Raw genomic sequence first — 18,360 nt, forward strand, 5'->3', positions numbered from 1 at the left:
GTTATCCTGTAACGCCTATAAGGGATAGTTCTCCCATGGAAGCTGAAAATGCGGCCCATCCTTGAGACTCTTCCAGTCCCCTCCCCACTCAACGGGTACGCCCAGCCGCGAGGAAGAGGCTTTCATTGCGTCAGCAATCGCCCGATAGTCGGGCCACTCCCAAGAGGCGCGGCCATCCTTGAGTGCCACAAGATCTACAGCATGCCCGGTAAGATGCCGGCTATTGAGCGTCTTCGTCACCCCCAATGCCAATAACGCCCGCTGTCTCTCCAGCGATCGAACCCCTTCATTCACAAAGAAATCGATCTGGCTTAGCGTAATGCAGCGGTACACCAACGCTTGCAGGTCAGGATGAACGCCGACAAGATTGTCGACACTCCGCTTCCCAAGCGAAAAACCTGAAGGCCTATCGTGCTGTCCAGCGTTGTGGTCACTACTTCCTTTGGTATTTCTTCTGTTTCGCTCTAATGTCATCATCATGACACCACCTGCTATTACCGTATCATCTACATACAACAAACTCATTCAAGATCACTTTTGTAGCATTACCGTACCACTCGAACATTATCACTTCATCCATCACTGCGCTGTGTGCTGTCGGCTTCAAACATGTAACCAGGAAGTCCTCGATCACACGACACCGTTATCTTAGTCCTATAGTGACCGTCGACGGTCATCATGGCTTACCATGTAAGCTACTTTACGACCATACGCTCGATCAGATGAATCGCCCACCGGCCGATAAAGGAAGGACCGACCCTTCCTAACATCACCGCCACAGCGATTTCTGTCCAACTCTTGAGATAAAAGTAATCACTTAACCCTATACTTACGACCACTAACAGGATCCCACCGCAGACTTCCGTTGCAACAAGAGGCACATCCAACTTGGTCATGTCTCTTTTGCGAAAGCTATCCAACCATCTGACGATGGAACCAAGCGCTACCGCGCCGCTGGTATAAAGCAGCATCACCGCATCATGAGTTCCATCCATTTTGATATTCCCGAGGTTCGTCGAACCTAGATGCCGCAGACGTGCAGCGGGCAGCCATCACCTGTCAGGTGGCGACTGCCCCACCGTCTAGTCAATGAACATCCTCTACGACTGCCAGTTTCCTGACCCTTCCCGACATATCCTTGATCTCGATGAATCCTGTGACAGCCGCCGAGGAAGTTGGCGAAAAGCGCCCGAACCTGACATGCCCTGCTCCCGATGACAGAAGCGCGATATCCTGGTCTGGATACGCATCGTCAACGCTGCTTGCTCTGATACCCACCCAACGCTTATCAGCCCCCGTAGAAAACGCCTCAAGCTGATTGACTGCCTGCCCTTTTCCAGCACCATTTATTAGCTTAAGCACTGGCCCTGCTTCGACTGAGAATAGAACGTTGCGAGAGGTCAGTTCCCACCCCTTCTCTTTCGATCGCACCATGGAGATATCACCGGGTCCCTTCAACAGTCCGCCACCCGAAGCTATTGACTCATACTCTCCTTCAGATACAACATTCGTCACTACATTGTTCTTGGATGATAGTGTATCCACCGCAAGCCCGGATTGGACACATAGAACACTTGAGATAATGTTGTACTTTCCCTCATCCAGATAGATGCCACGGTTATGATCCAAATCAGGACGAAAGTCGCCGCTTAGATTACTCAGTATCGCTACATCCGAAATCGTGCTATAACTTGTGGACATGCGAATTGCACAGTATTCTCTCATGGCAATTCCACTGGTACTGTCAGCACGGCTTCCTTCGCATTTCCTCTGAAGAAAGAAACAGCTAGAAATATTGTTAAATTTACTAACAAATGAGCGATCACCGTATCCTCCGGACCAGCTCTCCATCCAGATACCATATTTCTCACAAGAGTAATGTACGCCTCGTATACTAAAATTATTAGACGGTGTTACTAGCTCATGGAAATGGACACCAACATTAGCCGCCACAACAACGCCATTTACCCAGCTATGTCCTTCGCTCTGTCCCGATACCAAAAACCCTGTCTTGACACGATAGACATCCACCTTATCAAAGACAACACCCGTACTATTATTGACCTCTACACCGATAGTATTGGTGTCATAATTGTCGACACTGGATCGCTCTTTTCCATAGATAAAAATTGAGTGCAATACCGACTTATCAGCATTATCCAAACATACCGACCTTTTCCATTCGTACTTGTTTTGAACACCGAAGCGTGTATCGAAACCATGAAATTTCAAGTTCCGCAAAATAAAGGCAGGCGGCTTAGGTCCAGGCTTATCATGGGATTCTAACGTCAAACCAGTATACGTCCCCATCGACTTGGCCAAAAATGCCAAGTCAGAGATTACCGCAGTATCCCCGCCTGTATCCGTCGTGGCCCGTATCGTGAGCCCCTCCTGCAAAAAAACAAGTTCCGTCGACCTCGCTCCATCACCCTTCAGGGACACGACTTTCTCAGTCACAATGGCGGAGCCAATCTGATAAACGCCGCTGGGAAAGTACACCGTTTGCCCGATGCCCGCGACCTCAATGGCCGCTGCAATGGCGGGACCATCATCGGTCACACCGTCAGCCAAGGCCCCATAGTCTTTCACATTAATATACTCGTGAAATCTCTCGACCAAGGGTCGTGGTGCACCGCCCTCAGTTGTAGTGACATAAGCATTACCTATGTCTCCTAGTTCGACAGTCCCAGCGCCAGCTGCCCGCGCCGACGCTGGCGCTGGCGCCCTGAAGGTATCACGAACAATAATCGGAGATCCTTCAGACAACAGTTTATCAATATGATGTGTAGCCATTTCCGTACGCTCCCGACATTCGCACCCACGCGAATATCGTTTTCTCGCCGGTGCCAGGCGAGTTATTGCCAGGCCAGTTCAACCAGCACCACACCTTTCCATTGCCCGTTTTCCTCATGGGCCATGGTCAACGTCAAACTGGCAAGGTCGTGCTTCAGAGATATGCTCTCCAATACCCAATGACACTCTTCCCAACTGACAGTGGCATACCGCCTTCTTCACGATGATGATGTCGCATTGATAACGCGACACTATGAAATGTATTATGCGGAATACACACTGTAAACCTCACCACCACTAACAGGGTAGCCACATCTATCCTTTACTTACCCAGGTGGCAGCACACCAGTTAGCGAACAATCCATAAGTGCGGTACCAAGCCGCAGATATACAAGCCTCTGAAAGGCAAAGGATATATTCATTCCACCTTGGCCATCATGATGACGTAAAGCCCTGAAGGTAAAGCACGCTTTACTTTTCAATGAGATAACACTCACCTACCACTGGGCTCGGCCAGGAGACAGCCACGTCAAGGCGATAAGTTGCTGAAAGTCCATGCATCTAATGTGATTTGTTGACGGGGTGTGTTACATGGGAATTCGAACCATCGCCCATCGGAGCGATGTATGACGCGCAAGATGGTAGGCTGACTAGCCCACGTTGATAGCGCCACGTTACCTCACTTGGCCACCGCGTTTAGACTCCTTCCACCAAACGATATGTGCAGCTTGATGCGAACTTGTATGCGACTGCAATGCTAACCCACAGCGCAGCGGGCCAGCGACAAGCTTGCTCCCTCCCCACACCTCTGGCCCGCTCTCACCGACAAGAATAGGGATTCATGACACTCTCACGCCCAGCCAATAGCTGTATTATACAAAATACAACTTCCACATATTTCCACGTGACCACCTCACCGATACTTCAACAATGGAGCGAATTTTACTGACATGGCGGCGAAGGTCTGCAGGACGTTTGTCAGCCTATGGCCCCTTAGAAGAACTTGTGTGCACCAAGAGTTAGCGGCGGCGAATGCTGTCATGGAAGTTGGACGGACTTACCTAGACTTTCGAGACACTAGCCAGTGTGTCACTCCCAACGCAAGCACGACGGCAGCGGTTGCCAACACATACTGAGGAGTGACCGCATCGAAATCCATGACAATCACCTTTCTTGCAATTGCCATTAGCGCTGTCGCAATAACAAGCTGAATGGGAAGTACATCCGTACCCAGATAGAGGCGAATATTAATAAATATTTCTATCGCGATAAGCACTACCATAAAAGCGCCAAAAAGCCGAAAGATATCTCCGACCTCCAGCAGCAGTATCGGAGGAGACGATAGCTGTTGGTAGAGTACATAGACAACATCAATAATGCCCCAGAGGATGACAAACACCATTAGCACAGCGAGGATCTTGACACCGAAGCGAATGATACGATGCAGCGCACTGATGAGGGGGTCCTCATGCTCCTTAGGCAGCTCATCATGAATCAATTGTTGGCGCTTATCCGCAACATCCTTCTGGGAGGTATCGCCTGGCGTCGTGGTCATAGTTCACCTCTGAACCGCATTGCGGGGCTTGGGGAAACGGTGCCGATGATATTGCCGATAATAGTGCCAATAGCGCTGGCGATGTCGGTGGCCGTTTATCGTGGCGGTAGCGCGGCGCACGTATGATCAATAGGAACGTAGTCTGTTTGGCCTGGGCCTACCGTCAAAGGTATCAACGTGACTGCCTGAGACGTTTCCCCATACCCGCCACTGGCCAGAGGTTTGCTGTATGCCGCCTCAACGGGAGCGCTGGATGAAACGCTCTTCCAGCACCAATCCGAGCCATATCCCCAAAATCATGAACAAAAGGGCGACGACCGCGCCGGGTGAGCCGGCAGGTAGTGCAATCAGTAGCTGCAGGTCATTTCCTCCCAACGCCAGCGCAGCACCGCCCCCCATCCCCACCCCGGCGACAAGGTGTTTCATCCAGCGCGCCACCATGAAGGGCTCAGGCTCCTTGCGTCCACGACGCGGCGCTGCAGCCATCATTCCCGCCACGATCAACACGCTGATCAACACTCGTGAGACGCTTGGCCAGTCGATGGGCATATGTTCCATCAATGGCCTCTGGGCGACATCGCGAATCAGTTGACTTGGTGACCAGTGGGGTTCGAGCGCGCCGAGTACGCCACCAATAGCGCCAAACACCACCACGCCAGCATAGATACGGCGATGACCAGGAGAAAGGCGCCAGATCGCAAGCAGAGACAGAGCGACGACCCCCATCACCGCCCACCAGGCAGGCGCGAAGGTTGCGTTCAGAGTGGTGTAGGGGATGTCGGGAGATAGCCAATACAACAGCCACCATCCCAGGACCCAGCCGGCAATGGTGGCCAGCATGTGCCACTGGCCTCTGGCCAACGCCGACAGGGTCGAGATCGAGCAGCCATGATTGACCGCTGCTGCCAGGCCGAACAAGCCTCCTCCCAGGACGAAGGGCCAACCGGCGGCATGCCGCATCAACACGTCACCCAGGGGAAAATGCACCAACCATGGACTGATCATCCAGAACCAGGCGCCACAGCCCAGAATGGTCAGTAGCAGTCCAGGGCGCCACATGCGCAGGCCTTGTACCGCTCGGACCATACATAGCCCAGTTCGCTGGGCCAGCCAACCGAGCAGCACTGCCAGTACCAGCGTTACCCCTAAGACCATCAGCACCCCTCGTTGTCTCGGTATCCCCACCACGGATGCGACAGAGGCAACCTTGAGTCATCCATCAGGCAGGCCGTCTCCCGTGATGCCGCCGCTCTTAGCCAACGCATGTGCCCTGCGTAGGATCATTCATTCATCATGTAACAATATGCAATCCACGATGGGTGTACCACAGTCCCCCAGCGCGTAGGCGCGTCACGGGACATTCACGCCAAGATATGAGAGGCTGTCCCAGCGTCGCTCGCTTCCACCACTCTTGCGCAGCTCCACCATGACCTTGTCCTTGTTTCTCCTCGTTTTTGCCGTCTGCTTGGTTATCTTTCTGGCGGTGCTTGCGGTACTGATGTTATCGGGTACACCGCGATATAGGACGGAACCCCGCCACTTGCTGGACCTGTTCGACCGTGCCCTGGACAGCACAGTCAGCGAAGATGAGTGGAACGCGGTCATCCTCTATCCGATTCGCCACGACGAGTATCTGGAAGGCATCCGACGGCGGGCCCGCCACCTGGTAGAAGAGCACGGTCGGTTTGGGCGCGTCAGTCGAGGCAAGTCGCTGCTGGACCCTGCTGGGCATGAGGACCTGCGAGCATTGCGGGACCACCTGGCCGCTCACACGCGTCTGCAGGAACGCCGCCAGCAGCCGTAAGCCAGGATCGTAGCGAAAGACGGGTGTGCGATGAGAATTGTGCACCGATGAGTTATGATAGCCCCTTCACGAGCCTAGGCGGGAGGCATGGGATGAGCAGCGCCATCAGGCGAATTCCCCTGGATACCGCGACGCAACACCATTCTCACGACTACCACCAGATCGTTATCGCCCTGGCCGGTCGTGCTGACTTCGATATCGAGGGCCTTGGCGGCACCATAGAGCCCTTCTGTGGCTGCATCGTTCCTGCCAACCACCTGCACTACTACGCTGGCACTGGCAACAATCGCCAACTGATCGTCGACCTCCCCCATGACGCCCTCGCCTTGACCGGCCATCATCACGAGCTATCGCGCCTGTTCGACGCACCGCGCTTCTTTACGCTGGACGCACCGCTGAGACGCTACCTGGATTTCCTGGTGGCAGAGCTTGACCATCTGGCCGAAGAAGGCCCGGTGCCAGCGCTCCACCAAGAGCGACTTGCCACGACCTTTCTCGGCTCTCTTCATGCGCGCTTAGCGGCTGACTGCGGAACCAATGCCCAGCACCGACGCATCGACCTGCGCGCCCTCGACCGCTACATCGATGATCACCTGGCAAGGCGCTTCAAGGTCGCTGATCTGGCGGCCTTCGCCTGTCTCAGCGAAACCCACTTCACCGAGCGTTTCCGCGCCCAGACAGGGTTATCTCCCTGGCAATATGTCATGCGCCGACGCCTTCAGGCCTCGCAACGGCTGTTGCTGCGAAGCCGCCTGCCTCTTTCCGAGATTGCGGCCCTCACGGGTTTTGCCCATCAAAGCGCCCTGTCACGTGCCTACCGCAAGCACTTTGGCCACCCGCCCAGTCAAGCACGACGCCACCTGAGCGGCGCTGCCGCGTTGAATCACGCTCACCTCTCTGCCAACACGGCTCAGCCTGCCAAAACTGCACAACAAGGCTAGGGTTAAGACACAAGGACCGGGGATTTAGCAAATCCTTCGGTGGATATGGCAAGCATGAAAGATGTCTGCCACCTAGGCTTGCCACCATGCCCAAGTTTCGCGACTCGGTTCGCGATTCGCTCTTCCCGCCCCCTGGCGGTTCACTCTTTGGGGACTGACATGCTCAACGCCAACAACATGCTCGACAACGCCACCTGGCAGCAGGATCTGGACACCCTCTTTACCCGTATCAGCGACCATTACGTGGTCGCGGAAGACGCTTATGTGGGTGAGCTGATCGCGCTGATCGATGGCAAGGACGAGCACATCGAGCGCGTCGCACAGAAGACAGCGTCACTCGTCCGCGAGGTCCGCGAGATGGACACCGCGGTAGATACCATCGACGAGCTGCTGCAGCAGTACAGCCTGGACACCCATGAAGGCCTCATGCTGATGTGTCTGGCTGAAGCCATGCTGCGCATCCCCGACAAGGAAACGGCGGACGCGCTGATCGAAGATCGTCTGGGTCCCGCGGACTGGAAAGCGCACCTCGGCAAGAGCGAGTCGTGGATGGTCAACGCCTCTACCTGGGGGCTTCTGATGACCGGGCGCGTGGTCAGCCTGGACAAGCCCAAGGACGGCAAGCCCAGCGGCTTTATCAACAAGATGGTCAATCGCATGGGTGAGCCGGTGATTCGCCGGGCCATGGTTGAGGCGATGAAGGTCATGGGCAAGCAGTTTGTCCTCGGCCGCGACATCGACGAAGCGCTCAAGCGCTCCAAGCCGCTGTTCGACAAGGGCTACACCTATTCCTATGACATGCTGGGTGAGGCCGCGCGTACTCGCCGTGATGCCGGCCGCTACTACGAAGACTACGCCACCGCCATCCGTCAGGTCGGCAAGACCAGCCGCCAGCTGGCTGACAAGACCCCAGCACCGTCTGTGTCCATCAAGCTTTCGGCGCTGCACCCCCGCTACGAATTCGGCCGTCGCGAGCAAGTGCTGAACGAGCTCGTCGGCACCGTCAAGGAACTCGCGGCACTTGCCCGCGAGAACGACGTCGCTGTCACCATCGATGCCGAGGAAGTCGACCGCCTGGAGCTCTCCCTGGAGGTCTTCCGCGCCGTCTACGAAAGCGACGTTTGCAAGGGCTGGGGCCATTTCGGACTGGTCGTACAGGCATACTCCAAGCGCGCCTTGCCGGTCCTTCACTACCTCAACCGTCTGGCCGATTTCCAGGGCGACGAAATCCCCCTGCGTCTGGTCAAGGGCGCCTACTGGGATACTGAAATCAAGGAATCCCAGCAGCTGGGAGTCGACGGCTACCCGGTCTATACGCGCAAGGCCTCCACTGACGTGGCCTATCTCGCCTGCGCCCGCTTCCTGCTGTCGGACGCCACCAAGGGCCGCATCTTTCCCCAGTTCGCGACCCACAATGCCCACACCATCTCCACCATTCTGGAGCAGGCCAACCACACGCGCAGACCGTTTGAATTCCAGCGCCTGCATGGCATGGGTGAAGCGCTATACGATGCCGCACTTCAGCGCGCGCCCGAAGGCACCTACTGCCGCATCTATGCGCCGGTAGGGGCACACAAGGACCTGCTGCCCTACCTGGTCCGCCGGCTGCTGGAAAACGGTGCCAACTCATCCTTCGTGCACCAGCTCGTCGACCCGAAGGTGCCGGTAGAGTCCCTCTGCGTACACCCCATCGAGACCCTGCGTCAGTACAAGACCATCGCCAACCCGCAGATCCCTCTGCCGCGTGACATCTACGGTGCCCATCGCCCCAACTCCAAGGGCGTCAACCTGACCATCAACAGTCAGTACCAGCCGCTGATGGAGGCCATGTCCGCGCACATGGACACCACCTACAAGGCCCGGCCCCTGCTGGCCTTCGACATTGCCGAGGACGCCGCACAGACGCATCAGGTCACCAGCCCCTATGACCGCAGCAAGACCGTCGGCAGCGTGCAGTGGACCACCCGCGAACAAGCGGAGAAAGCCATTGATGCGGCCTGGGCAGCCTTCCCCGACTGGGAAGCCACCCCCGTCAAGCAGCGCGCCGATATCCTGCGTCGCTTCGCCGACCTGATGGAAGAGCACCTGGCGGAACTGATGGCGCTATGTTCTCGCGAAGGGGGCAAGCTGCTGACCGATGGCGTGGATGAAATCCGCGAGGCCGTCGACTTCTGTCGTTACTACGCCGTTCGCGCCGAAGAGCTGTTTGCCGAGCCTACTGATCTGCCCGGCCCAACCGGCGAGTCCAACCGCCTGCACATGGGTGGCAAGGGGGTATTCGCCGCCATCAGCCCCTGGAACTTCCCTGTCGCCATCTTCTGTGGGCAGCTGGTGGCTACCGCCGTTGCGGGCAATACGGTACTGGCCAAGCCAGCGGAGCAGACGTCGATTGTGGCCCATCGCGTGGTCGAGCTGCTCTATCAGGCCGGCATGCCCCGCCACGTCGTCCAGCTATTGCCGGGTGATGGACCTACCGTGGGTAGCGTGCTGACCAGTGATCCTCGCATCACCGGGGTAGTGTTCACCGGTGGAACAGACACAGCACAGATCATTAATCGTGCCCTGGCCGAGCGTGAGAACGCTGCACTGCCTACCCTGGTGGCAGAGACCGGGGGAATGAATGCCATGATCGTGGACTCTACCGCCCTGCCAGAGCAGGTCGTTGCGGACGTGATTCACTCTGCCTTCCAGAGTGCCGGTCAGCGCTGCTCGGCACTGCGCGTTCTCTACCTGCAGGACGACGTTGCCGACCGCGTGCTGGAAATCCTTGATGGCGCCATGGCAGAGCTGCACGTCGGCGACCCCCGTGACCTGGGTACTGACGTAGGCCCGGTGATCGACGAGGATGCGTCTCGCAACCTTCAGGCACACATCGACAAGCTCAAGGGCGAGGGACGCCTGATCAGTGAGACGCCGCTGAAGCCTGAGCACACCCGCAATGGGACCTTTATCGCCCCCGCCGCCTTCAACATCGACAGCATCGATGCCCTGGAGCGCGAGCAGTTCGGGCCGGTATTGCACGTAGTGCGCTGGAAGTCCAAGGACCTCGACAAGGTCATTGCCTCCATCAATGGCCGTGGCTACGGGCTGACCTTTGGTGTTCACAGCCGCAACGAATCCTTTGCCGCTGAAATAGCGCGGAAAATGCGAGTTGGTAACGTCTACATCAATCGCAATATCATTGGCGCAGTCGTAGGCGTTCAGCCCTTCGGCGGGCAAGGTCTGTCCGGCACAGGCCCCAAGGCCGGTGGGCCGCACTACCTGCTGCGCTTCGCGACCGAAAAGACGGTAACGAACAACACTGCAGCGCTGGGAGGCAATGCGTCGCTGCTGGCACTGGGAGACGAATGACCGGTCGGCCACGGCCGCTGGCATCGGTGGTCTTCTCCGTTACCCCGGGGAAGGCCACCACACCGCAGGGACGCGAACGACCACCGCGCCCACTGAAGGGGTCATCGGTCTTGCTATAAAGACGGTGACGAGAGAACGCCATTCACCCACGACAAAAACCACAAGGAACGCACCCCATGGTCGAAAATAACGCCACGATTGGCATTACGTTCGCGCTCTACCTGATACTGATGCTGGTCATCGGCATCATCGCCTACAAGCGCACCACCAACCTGTCAGACTACATTCTTGGCGGCCGCTCCCTGGGTCCCTGGACATCGGCCATCTCGGCGGGTGCCTCGGACATGTCGGGCTGGCTGTTGCTGGGTCTTCCCGGCGCCGCTTACGTCAGCGGACTGTCTGCATCCTGGATTGCCGTCGGCCTGCTGATCGGCACCTGGCTGAATTGGCTCATCGTCGCACGCCGCATGCGCATCTATACCTTCAAGGCCAGTGATGCGCTGACCCTGCCGGACTTCTTCGCCAAACGCTTCCGCGAGAAGGCGCCTCTGCTGCGGGTCATCTCGGCGGTGTTCATCCTGCTGTTCTTCCTGTTCTATACCAGTTCTGGTCTGGTGGCAGGCGGCAAGCTGTTCGAGACCGTGTTTGGTTTCGACTACACCATCGCGGTCACCGTCGGCACCCTCGCGATCATCTCCTACACCTTCTTTGGTGGCTTCCTGGCGGTATCCTGGACGGACCTTATTCAGGGCCTGATGATGGCCGCAGCGCTGCTGATCGTTCCGGTCATCGCCTTGACTGAGCTGGGCGGGCTCGGTGCCAGCGGCCAGCAGATCCTGGCAGAGAACCCCGACATGCTGAGCTGGTTCGTCGATGCTTCCACCGGCGAAACTCTCAGTGCCATCGGCATCATCAGCTCCTTGGCCTGGGGCCTTGGCTACTTCGGTCAGCCCCACATTCTGGCGCGCTTTGCCGCCATTCGCTCCGAAGCGGACATTCCCACCGCGCGCCGCATCGCGGTGACCTGGTCAGGACTGTGCCTGGTCTGCGCCATGGCCGTGGGCCTGCTGGGCCTGGTCTACATGACCCGTGACCTGGGTGACGGTGAGACCATCTTCATGGTGATGGTCAACGCCATCTTCCACCCTCTGGTCGCAGGCGTTCTGCTGGCAGCCATTCTGGCGGCGGTGATGTCCACCGCGGATTCGCAGCTGCTGGTGTCCTCCTCTGCCCTGACCGACGACTTCTACAAGGCGCTGTTCCGCCCCGATGCCAGCCAATCAGAGCTGGTCTGGGTGGGACGCCTGGCTGTCGTGGGTATCGCCATCGTCGCCTACCTGCTGGCCATGAACCCTGACTCCACCGTACTGGGTCTGGTGTCTTATGCCTGGGCAGGTTTCGGTGCCGCCTTCGGTCCTGCCCTGATCATGTCGCTGTACTGGCGCCGCATGAACCAGTGGGGCGCCCTGGCCGGCATTGTGGTCGGCGGCGTCACCGTCGTGGCCTGGGCTGAACTGTCAGGTGGCCTGTTTGATCTGTATGAAATCGTACCGGGCGTGATCTTTGCCTACATCGCCATCGTGGTGGTCAGTCTTGCCACTCAGGAGCCTAGCCGCGAGATCACCGAAGAGTTCGATACACTGGAAGATGCATAAGCGCTGAATGACAGCCGTCACGCAGAAGGCCGCCCAGATGGGCGGCCTTCTGCATATGGGACGGCCTTCTCATATGGGGCGGTATTTGGCCTGTCACTGGTCACTGCTCACAGGTCACTGCGCCTCGGCCGTTGCATCACTCGGATGCCCTTATATCACGCCAATGTAACGGGCCAACAACAAGGTGACGAAGGTCGCCAGGGCCAAGGGGTACCAGGGCACGGCGCTTGCTCTTCGCAGCCACATGAGCATGCGAGACGCGCCGACAGGGGGCGCTGTGACCAACGGGTAGCACAATGGCAGTGCCAAGCCGACGCCGACTACCCAAAGCCCTAGCCCCACCATCAACACACGAGCAGGCAGTGTCAGACCACTGATCAGCCAGGGCTCTAGCAGCAGCCACACCGCCAGCAAGGCAGAGGCGCCCAGCGCCAAGGCTGCCATCCCCCAGGGCACGTTGGAGACGCCCAGCCACCGGCTTCGGTTACGTCTGATCACAATGCCGCCCCCGCCATTGGTAGATGATTACCTCACAGTGAAGACGATTTCCGTCCGTTCAGCGAGGTTTCGCGTGGACCACCCGTTGCCATTGCCCAGCTGTCCCCTGCTCGCCTGAGGCGTCGTCCAGGGCAAGTGACCGCCCCGTGTTGGCTTTCTCACTGCCGTCCCCTAGCCTTCCAGTCCCTGGCCTTCTGGCTCCTGGCACCTGGCCTCTAGCCCCTGGCCCCTGGCCCCTGGCCTCTAGCGCTTGCCCCTCGGGCCGTCGCTCCTGCGCCGTAGACTCAGCTTTTGTCTCGTGGCACTCCGCTGTTTGGCCCGCCACACACCCCAAATGTGCAAAAAAGTTGTACAGATTTGATTCAGTGACACGGTGCCAGCTCGTTAGTTCCATAGTTTTTCGCTAGTTACCCCTATCGACTCGATTATTTATTTCTACAAGACATTTAGAAACACTGTTCGTAAACTGTGCCCTGTACAACATAGCTTCACCTTTCGAAGCCATAGGATCATCAAGGAGGTCCACCATGAAAATGACACGACTGATGGGAACCGCTGCTCTTCTCGCCACCACTGCTTTTGCTGCGCAGTCCGCCATGGCCTACCAGGCTGGTGACTTCTACGTGCGCGGTGGCTTTGAGAAGGCCGATCCCACTTCAGACAATGGTGACATCGCCGGTCAGGACATTGATGTCTCCGAAGAGAACGGATTTGCCTATGGCGCAGGTTACCTGTTCCACGACAAGTTCGGCGTCGAGCTGAACGGCTCCGAAGCCATGGAGCATGATATTGCTGTAGGCGGCGGCAACATTGGTAGCGTGGACCGCACCCCGGTCAACCTGATGCTCAACTACTACCCGCTGGGTGGCGTCGAAAACGCCCGTGTTCACCCCTACGTTGGCGTGGGCATGAACTACACCCACTTCTCGGACGAGAGCTTCAACGCCGAATTGGATAGCTCCTATGGCGCAGCCGCACAGGTTGGTCTTGACCTGAGCGTCACTGACAACCTGCTGGTGGGCACCTACGCACGCTACGCTGACGTCGACTCCGATATCGAAGTGAATGGCAGCGACGTCGGCGAAGCCGAAATCGATCCGATGACCATCGGTGCAGGCGTCACCTACCGCTTCTAACCAGAAGTAATTGAAAGACAGCGTCTGATTTCCATCGATCGCTGACACGACGGCGCCTGGCTTTCCAGGCGCCGTTTTCGTTGGCCAATCCATTGGCATGAACCGAAAGAGGTATTGAGGCAGGTCAATAACTGCATTCTCACTACAGCATAGACTGGCTTACATCGGGTCCGCCCATTCGCCAGTACGCAAGGAGAACTGCATGCGCCATCCCCTGGTCACTACCGCACTGATTGCCACCCTTGGCTCCGCTGCCCTCGTCAGCACACAAGCGCTTGCCGACTATGGCAAGGGCGACTTCTATACACGCGTCGGTGTGGCCAAGGTCAAGCCTGACTCCGACAACGGTTCCTTGATGGGCGGCACCATGGACACCGATGTCCATGACGACAACGGTTTTGCCTTCACCCTCGGCTACCGCTTCCACGACAAGTTTGGCGTCGAACTGCTGGCCGCCGAGCCCTTCGAACACGACGTGGACCTGAACGTGGGTGGCAACGATATTGGCGCGAGCGTCGAGCATCTGCCGCCGACTCTGACCGTGCAATACTATCCCTTCGGTGGCACCGCTTCCCGTGTCCAGCCCTATGCCGGCATCGGTGTCAACTACACCCACTTCTCTGATGAAGACATCGACCTTCAGGGTGCTGACCTGGACCTGGAAGAGTCTTGGGGCTGGGCTGGCCAGGCGGGCCTGGACCTGCTGATCGACGATCACTGGGCGGCCAACATGGCGGTGTGGTACCTGGATATCGACAGCGACGTCGATCTCAACGGCGAGGACATCGGCGAAATCGAGGTGGACCCCTACGTGATCATGGCCGGTATCAGCTACCGCTTCTGATCCAGAGCACGTCCGCATACATGCAGCGCCCGCTCCTGCCAGGCAGGCGCGGGCGCTGTGCTGTCGATGCCAGTGGCTGAGCCTGCGTGAGGCTCGAGCGAGGCAGCGGCTCTAGCGGGGATGGTGGCGAGAAAGTCCCAACCGCCCCAGGGTGGCATCATCGAGGTGCTCGACGGCCTCCACCGCTGCCAACGCCTGGTGGTAGCCCTCGCTCAGGAAGTCACGACCGGCCAGCAGGTGCTCGAGGTACTCGCGGGCGGGCTTGAGCCCCTCCCCCTGGCGCTCGGCGCTGGCGATATACACCCAGGCATCGATGACCCCCTCGGCGGTCTGCAGTGGCAAGCGCTGGCGCGTGTATTCATGGGGATAGCCTTCGAAGGGATCCATGGACGCGATCTGCTCAGGCACCATCAGCTCGAACAGAGCCCCTTCAACGCGCTTGCCAGCGGCGGGCACCACATTGGCGTGGGCGATCCCCGGTACTTTCGAAGCCTTGTTGAAACGCAGTGCGTATTCCTCAAGGGTCGCAGGCAGCACGCGTCGCGTTTCTCCGATACGGGCGTCGACCCGTGCAAGGTTCATGTTACTGCCGTAGGCAAAGTACCAGGGCACGTTACGCTCCTTATCATCTTCGCGTGAGTGTTCATGACAGCGTCGGCTGACCTACTGCACACTCTCTAGACCACTACCTAAAACACTATCTAGAACACTATCTAGAACAGTATCCGCATCACGGTGCGCACCGGCGATACGCGCTCTGCCGAGGCTGGTGCGGTCTCAGTTGTCGGTGATCAAACGGTCAATGTCTTCCACCACCTTGCGCAGCAACACGCGATCCTGAGCGCTGGCCCCTTCCTGAATCAGATAGGCATCTACCGCAGGAGCGACATCACAGCTGGCGGGCAGCGCTGCCTGTTGATCTACCAGCACCTCAAGGCGTGCAATGAACACAAAGCGCAGCCATTGGGGCAGTGACATGGTGTCGATACAAAACGGCTGCTGACTGTTGAATGCCGCCGGCTCAGGCTTGTCCATGCGCCACATGTTGGCGGCCTTCATGGTGGCCTGAAGCTCCCTCAGGGCTGCGGCAAGATCATCATGTACAGTGGGTTCGGTCGGCATGCAGCCTCCCTGTCGTTAAAAATGAATAAGGATGGGGCTCTGAAGCCAACGGACCGACCCGCCCTAGCCGGGCGAGAGTGCGTCATCCGCAGGCAGCACCTTGCGTAGAAAATCGCGGGTCCGCGGATCCTGGGGCGATGTAAACAGCACCGAGGGTGGCCCCTGCTCGATAATGCGCCCACCTTCCATGAACACCACACGATCGGCCACGTCCCTCGCGAATGCCATCTCGTGGGTCACCACCAGCATGGTCTGTCGCTCCCGGGCCAGCTGCTTCATCAGTGCGAGCACTTCATCTACCCATTCAGGGTCCAGTGACGAGGTCGGTTCATCGAACAGAATGACCTCTGCCTGGGCGGCCATGGCACGGCCAATACCCACGCGCTGCTGCTGCCCTCCAGAAAGCGATGCCGGATAGGCATCCGCCTTGTCCGCCATGCCGATGCGCTCGAGAATCTCGCGGGCACGGGCGTGGGCCTTGGCCTTGGGCCAGCGGTTGACGACAATCAAGCCCTCCGCGATGTTCTCCAGGGCAGTCTTGTTGGCGAACAGCGCGTAGTTCTGAAAGACGAAGGCAGTCCTGCGTCGAACTTCCAGGATGGAGGACTTGCTGGCAGATGCCAGGTCCAGGCTCAGCGAGCCCAGGGTAAGGCGTCCGCCATCAGGCCGCTCAAGAAAGTTGAGGCATCGCAGCAAGGTCGACTTGCCGGTACCGGACGGCCCGATGACCACGATAATCTCGCCCTGCTCGATGTTCAGGTCGATGCCATCAAGCACTCGCGTATCACCGAAGCGCTTGCTTAGCTGTTCTATCTTGATCATCGCCGATAGGCCTCATTGAGTCGGTATTCGAGACGTCGCTGCAGCCACGCCAGCGCCTCCACGATGGCCCAATAAATCAGCGCGACGGTGATAAAGGCTTCGAAGTAGAGAAAACTGCCCGCCGCCTCTTTCTGGGTGGCTCCCATCAGCTCGGTAACGCCGAGGGTAAACGCCAGCGAGGTCGCCTTGATCATGTCGATGAAATAGTTCATCAACGTCGGCACGGCGATGCGAGTTGCCTGGGGCAACACGATCCGACGCATCAGCTGTCCATTGGTCATGCCTATCGACAGCGCGGCTTCGGTCTGGCTGCGGTCGACGCCGACAATGGCGGCACGTATGGACTCTGCCATATACGCGGAAAAATGCAGGGTCAGCCCCATGATGGTCGCGGTAATGCCATCAATAGCGGTTAGAAAGGACAGCGCTTGGGGCAGCCCGTAATAGAACAGGAAAAGCTGCACCAGCAGCGGCGTACCTCGAAAGAACGAGATAAACCACAGCGTCAATCCATTGAGCACCGGTATCTTGAGGACCCGAACCACCGCCAGCAGACTGGCAAGGGCCAGGGCCAGCACCATTCCAGCCAATGCCATGCCTAGCGTCAGCGGCAGATAGCTCAACAGAATGGGCACCAGCCCAAGCATGTAATCGAGATCGAGGAGCTTCATGTGCTGGCCACCCTCACTCAGGGCGTGGTGATGTCGGCATCAAACCAGCGCTGTGAAATCTCGCCCAGAGTGCCATTGTCACGCAGGGTCTCGAGCGCCTGATCCACCTGATCCCGCAGTGCCTCGTCTTCCTGGCGGAAGGGAAGCGCATTGCGAATCTCGGAAAACGGCTTGCCGGCGAGGGCCAACGGCAGCGGTTTCTCCTTGATCACCTGGGTCGCACTGACGCGGTCCATGACAAAGGCATCAACACGCCCGAGCGCGGTGTCCTGCTCGATATTGCTTTCGTAGGTGCGAATGTCCACCTCGTCAGCGAAAGGGAGCTCACGCAACAGCTGCTCGTAATTGGACCCCAGGTTGACGGCGACCGTCTTGCCTGCCAGGTCCTCGACACCGGTCACCTCGTCATTACCTTCCCGGGTAACCACCTGGGCGCCATCGTAGACATAGGGCGACGTGAACAGATACTTCTGTTCGCGCTCCTCAGTGATGGTGATCTGGTTGGCGATGGTGTCGATACGGCCCGACTCCAGCATGCCAAAGAGGCCTGAGAAATTGGCAGTGACAAACTCAACCTCAACGCCCATTTCGTCGGCCACCGCCTCCATGACGTCGACCTCGAATCCCTTCAGGGTGTCCTGTTCGACAAAGGTGAAGGGGAAATAACCACCCGACATGCCCACCTTGAGCGGATCAGCGTAGGCATTGCTGGCGAGACCGAGAGCACCAGCGATAGCGAGAGATGCGGCCAGTTGGCGAACCATGGACGACTCCTTCAAGACAGTAATGGACAGCAAAGGGAGAGACAGTTGGAGGCAACCTGAACAATTTCAACCAACGGCCCACCCTCGCCTCAGCATAATTTGGAATAAACGACCCCCATTATATTCCATTTAGATAGCAGACGCAGTGGAAAAGCTGCCTAGCAGCCATAGCTCGCGGCTATGACCAGGAGACAACAGCCCTCCTGGCAACGCCTATCGCCTGGTCGGTCCTGCCTACAGCATGGATCTGGGACATCACAGCGGCGGAGCTAAACGTGAAGAGACACCTGATGGGGCCTCGGGCAGCAGTGGTTAGGCGGCAAGAGCAGCCCCATCGCTATCACGATCAACAGCGACAGCGACTGCGACAACAACAGGCATGACACCCACAGGGACCAGCGACG

General features: G+C 58.0%; 17 protein-coding genes. 6 read left to right on the forward strand and 11 right to left on the reverse strand.

Annotation, left to right across the window (positions count from 1 at the left end; translation table 11 throughout):
• Positions 1 to 15 precede the first annotated feature (15 nt).
• The 5 genes from KUW18_RS11995 to KUW18_RS12015 form a co-directional block, all read right to left on the reverse strand.
• Positions 16 to 525 carry a M15 family metallopeptidase gene (locus tag KUW18_RS11995; RefSeq protein WP_261396640.1) on the reverse strand — a complete coding sequence of 170 codons (510 nt, stop codon included), beginning with the start codon at positions 523 to 525 and terminating at the stop codon, positions 16 to 18.
• A 170-nt stretch (positions 526 to 695) separates the two neighbouring features.
• Positions 696 to 995 carry a hypothetical protein gene (locus tag KUW18_RS12000; protein ID WP_222561496.1) on the reverse strand — a complete coding sequence of 100 codons (300 nt, stop codon included), beginning with the start codon at positions 993 to 995 and terminating at the stop codon, positions 696 to 698.
• 91 nt (positions 996 to 1,086) lie between these two features.
• Positions 1,087 to 2,793, reverse strand: a complete 1,707-nt coding sequence (locus KUW18_RS12005; protein ID WP_222561497.1) for a glycoside hydrolase family 55 protein — start codon at positions 2,791 to 2,793, stop codon at positions 1,087 to 1,089.
• Positions 2,794 to 3,850: 1,057 nt separating this feature from the next.
• Positions 3,851 to 4,348: a phosphate-starvation-inducible PsiE family protein gene (locus tag KUW18_RS12010; RefSeq protein ID WP_206943550.1), complete on the reverse strand. Its 498-nt coding sequence runs from the start codon at positions 4,346 to 4,348 to the stop codon at positions 3,851 to 3,853.
• A 237-nt stretch (positions 4,349 to 4,585) separates the two neighbouring features.
• Complete coding sequence (locus KUW18_RS12015; RefSeq protein WP_222561498.1) at positions 4,586 to 5,503, reverse strand: YeeE/YedE thiosulfate transporter family protein; 918 nt, start codon at positions 5,501 to 5,503, stop codon at positions 4,586 to 4,588.
• A 277-nt stretch (positions 5,504 to 5,780) separates the two neighbouring features.
• On the opposite strand from KUW18_RS12015, the gene KUW18_RS12020 reads away from it, so the two are divergent.
• The 4 genes from KUW18_RS12020 (at position 5,781) to putP (ending at position 12,099) form a co-directional block, all read left to right on the forward strand.
• Positions 5,781 to 6,152, forward strand: coding sequence for a hypothetical protein (locus tag KUW18_RS12020; RefSeq protein WP_206943644.1), 372 nt, complete (start codon positions 5,781 to 5,783; stop codon positions 6,150 to 6,152).
• Between the two features lie 92 nt (positions 6,153 to 6,244).
• Positions 6,245 to 7,093, forward strand: a complete 849-nt coding sequence (locus KUW18_RS12025; protein WP_206943552.1) for an AraC family transcriptional regulator — start codon at positions 6,245 to 6,247, stop codon at positions 7,091 to 7,093.
• Positions 7,094 to 7,252: 159 nt separating this feature from the next.
• A complete protein-coding gene (gene putA / locus KUW18_RS12030; protein ID WP_222561499.1) occupies positions 7,253 to 10,444 on the forward strand; it encodes a bifunctional proline dehydrogenase/L-glutamate gamma-semialdehyde dehydrogenase PutA in 3,192 nt (1,063 codons plus the stop codon).
• A gap of 176 nt (positions 10,445 to 10,620) precedes the next feature.
• A complete protein-coding gene (gene putP, locus KUW18_RS12035; protein WP_222163665.1) occupies positions 10,621 to 12,099 on the forward strand; it encodes a sodium/proline symporter PutP in 1,479 nt (492 codons plus the stop codon).
• A gap of 150 nt (positions 12,100 to 12,249) precedes the next feature.
• Here putP and KUW18_RS12040 read toward each other — a convergent pair whose 3' ends face one another.
• The gene (locus KUW18_RS12040; protein WP_222561500.1) at positions 12,250 to 12,597 is read right to left on the reverse strand and encodes a hypothetical protein; all 348 of its coding nucleotides are present in this window, start codon (positions 12,595 to 12,597) and stop codon (positions 12,250 to 12,252) included.
• 527 nt (positions 12,598 to 13,124) lie between these two features.
• On the opposite strand from KUW18_RS12040, the gene KUW18_RS12045 reads away from it, so the two are divergent.
• Positions 13,125 to 13,733, forward strand: coding sequence for an OmpW/AlkL family protein (locus KUW18_RS12045; RefSeq protein WP_206943560.1), 609 nt, complete (start codon positions 13,125 to 13,127; stop codon positions 13,731 to 13,733).
• 202 nt (positions 13,734 to 13,935) lie between these two features.
• The gene (locus KUW18_RS12050; protein WP_206943562.1) at positions 13,936 to 14,577 is read left to right on the forward strand and encodes an OmpW/AlkL family protein; all 642 of its coding nucleotides are present in this window, start codon (positions 13,936 to 13,938) and stop codon (positions 14,575 to 14,577) included.
• Between the two features lie 111 nt (positions 14,578 to 14,688).
• Here the strand turns inward: KUW18_RS12050 and KUW18_RS12055 are convergent, their stop codons facing one another.
• The 5 genes from KUW18_RS12055 to KUW18_RS12075 all read right to left on the reverse strand — a co-directional run bounded on the left by KUW18_RS12055 (position 14,689) and on the right by KUW18_RS12075 (position 17,956).
• Positions 14,689 to 15,189 carry a gamma-glutamylcyclotransferase family protein gene (locus tag KUW18_RS12055; RefSeq protein ID WP_222163667.1) on the reverse strand — a complete coding sequence of 167 codons (501 nt, stop codon included), beginning with the start codon at positions 15,187 to 15,189 and terminating at the stop codon, positions 14,689 to 14,691.
• Between the two features lie 165 nt (positions 15,190 to 15,354).
• Positions 15,355 to 15,699: a YqcC family protein gene (locus tag KUW18_RS12060; protein WP_206943564.1), complete on the reverse strand. Its 345-nt coding sequence runs from the start codon at positions 15,697 to 15,699 to the stop codon at positions 15,355 to 15,357.
• A gap of 63 nt (positions 15,700 to 15,762) precedes the next feature.
• Positions 15,763 to 16,521 carry an amino acid ABC transporter ATP-binding protein gene (locus tag KUW18_RS12065; RefSeq protein ID WP_222163669.1) on the reverse strand — a complete coding sequence of 253 codons (759 nt, stop codon included), beginning with the start codon at positions 16,519 to 16,521 and terminating at the stop codon, positions 15,763 to 15,765.
• The gene (locus tag KUW18_RS12070; RefSeq protein ID WP_206943566.1) at positions 16,518 to 17,192 is read right to left on the reverse strand and encodes an amino acid ABC transporter permease; all 675 of its coding nucleotides are present in this window, start codon (positions 17,190 to 17,192) and stop codon (positions 16,518 to 16,520) included. The genes KUW18_RS12065 and KUW18_RS12070 overlap by 4 nt, the downstream gene beginning before the upstream one ends.
• 17 nt (positions 17,193 to 17,209) lie before the next feature.
• Complete coding sequence (locus KUW18_RS12075) at positions 17,210 to 17,956, reverse strand: amino acid ABC transporter substrate-binding protein (RefSeq protein ID WP_206943567.1); 747 nt, start codon at positions 17,954 to 17,956, stop codon at positions 17,210 to 17,212.
• Positions 17,957 to 18,360 lie beyond the last annotated feature (404 nt).

It is taken from the genome of Halomonas sp. DP5Y7-2, assembly GCF_019802025.1.
Taxonomy (GTDB): Bacteria; Pseudomonadota; Gammaproteobacteria; order Pseudomonadales; family Halomonadaceae; genus Halomonas; species Halomonas litopenaei_A.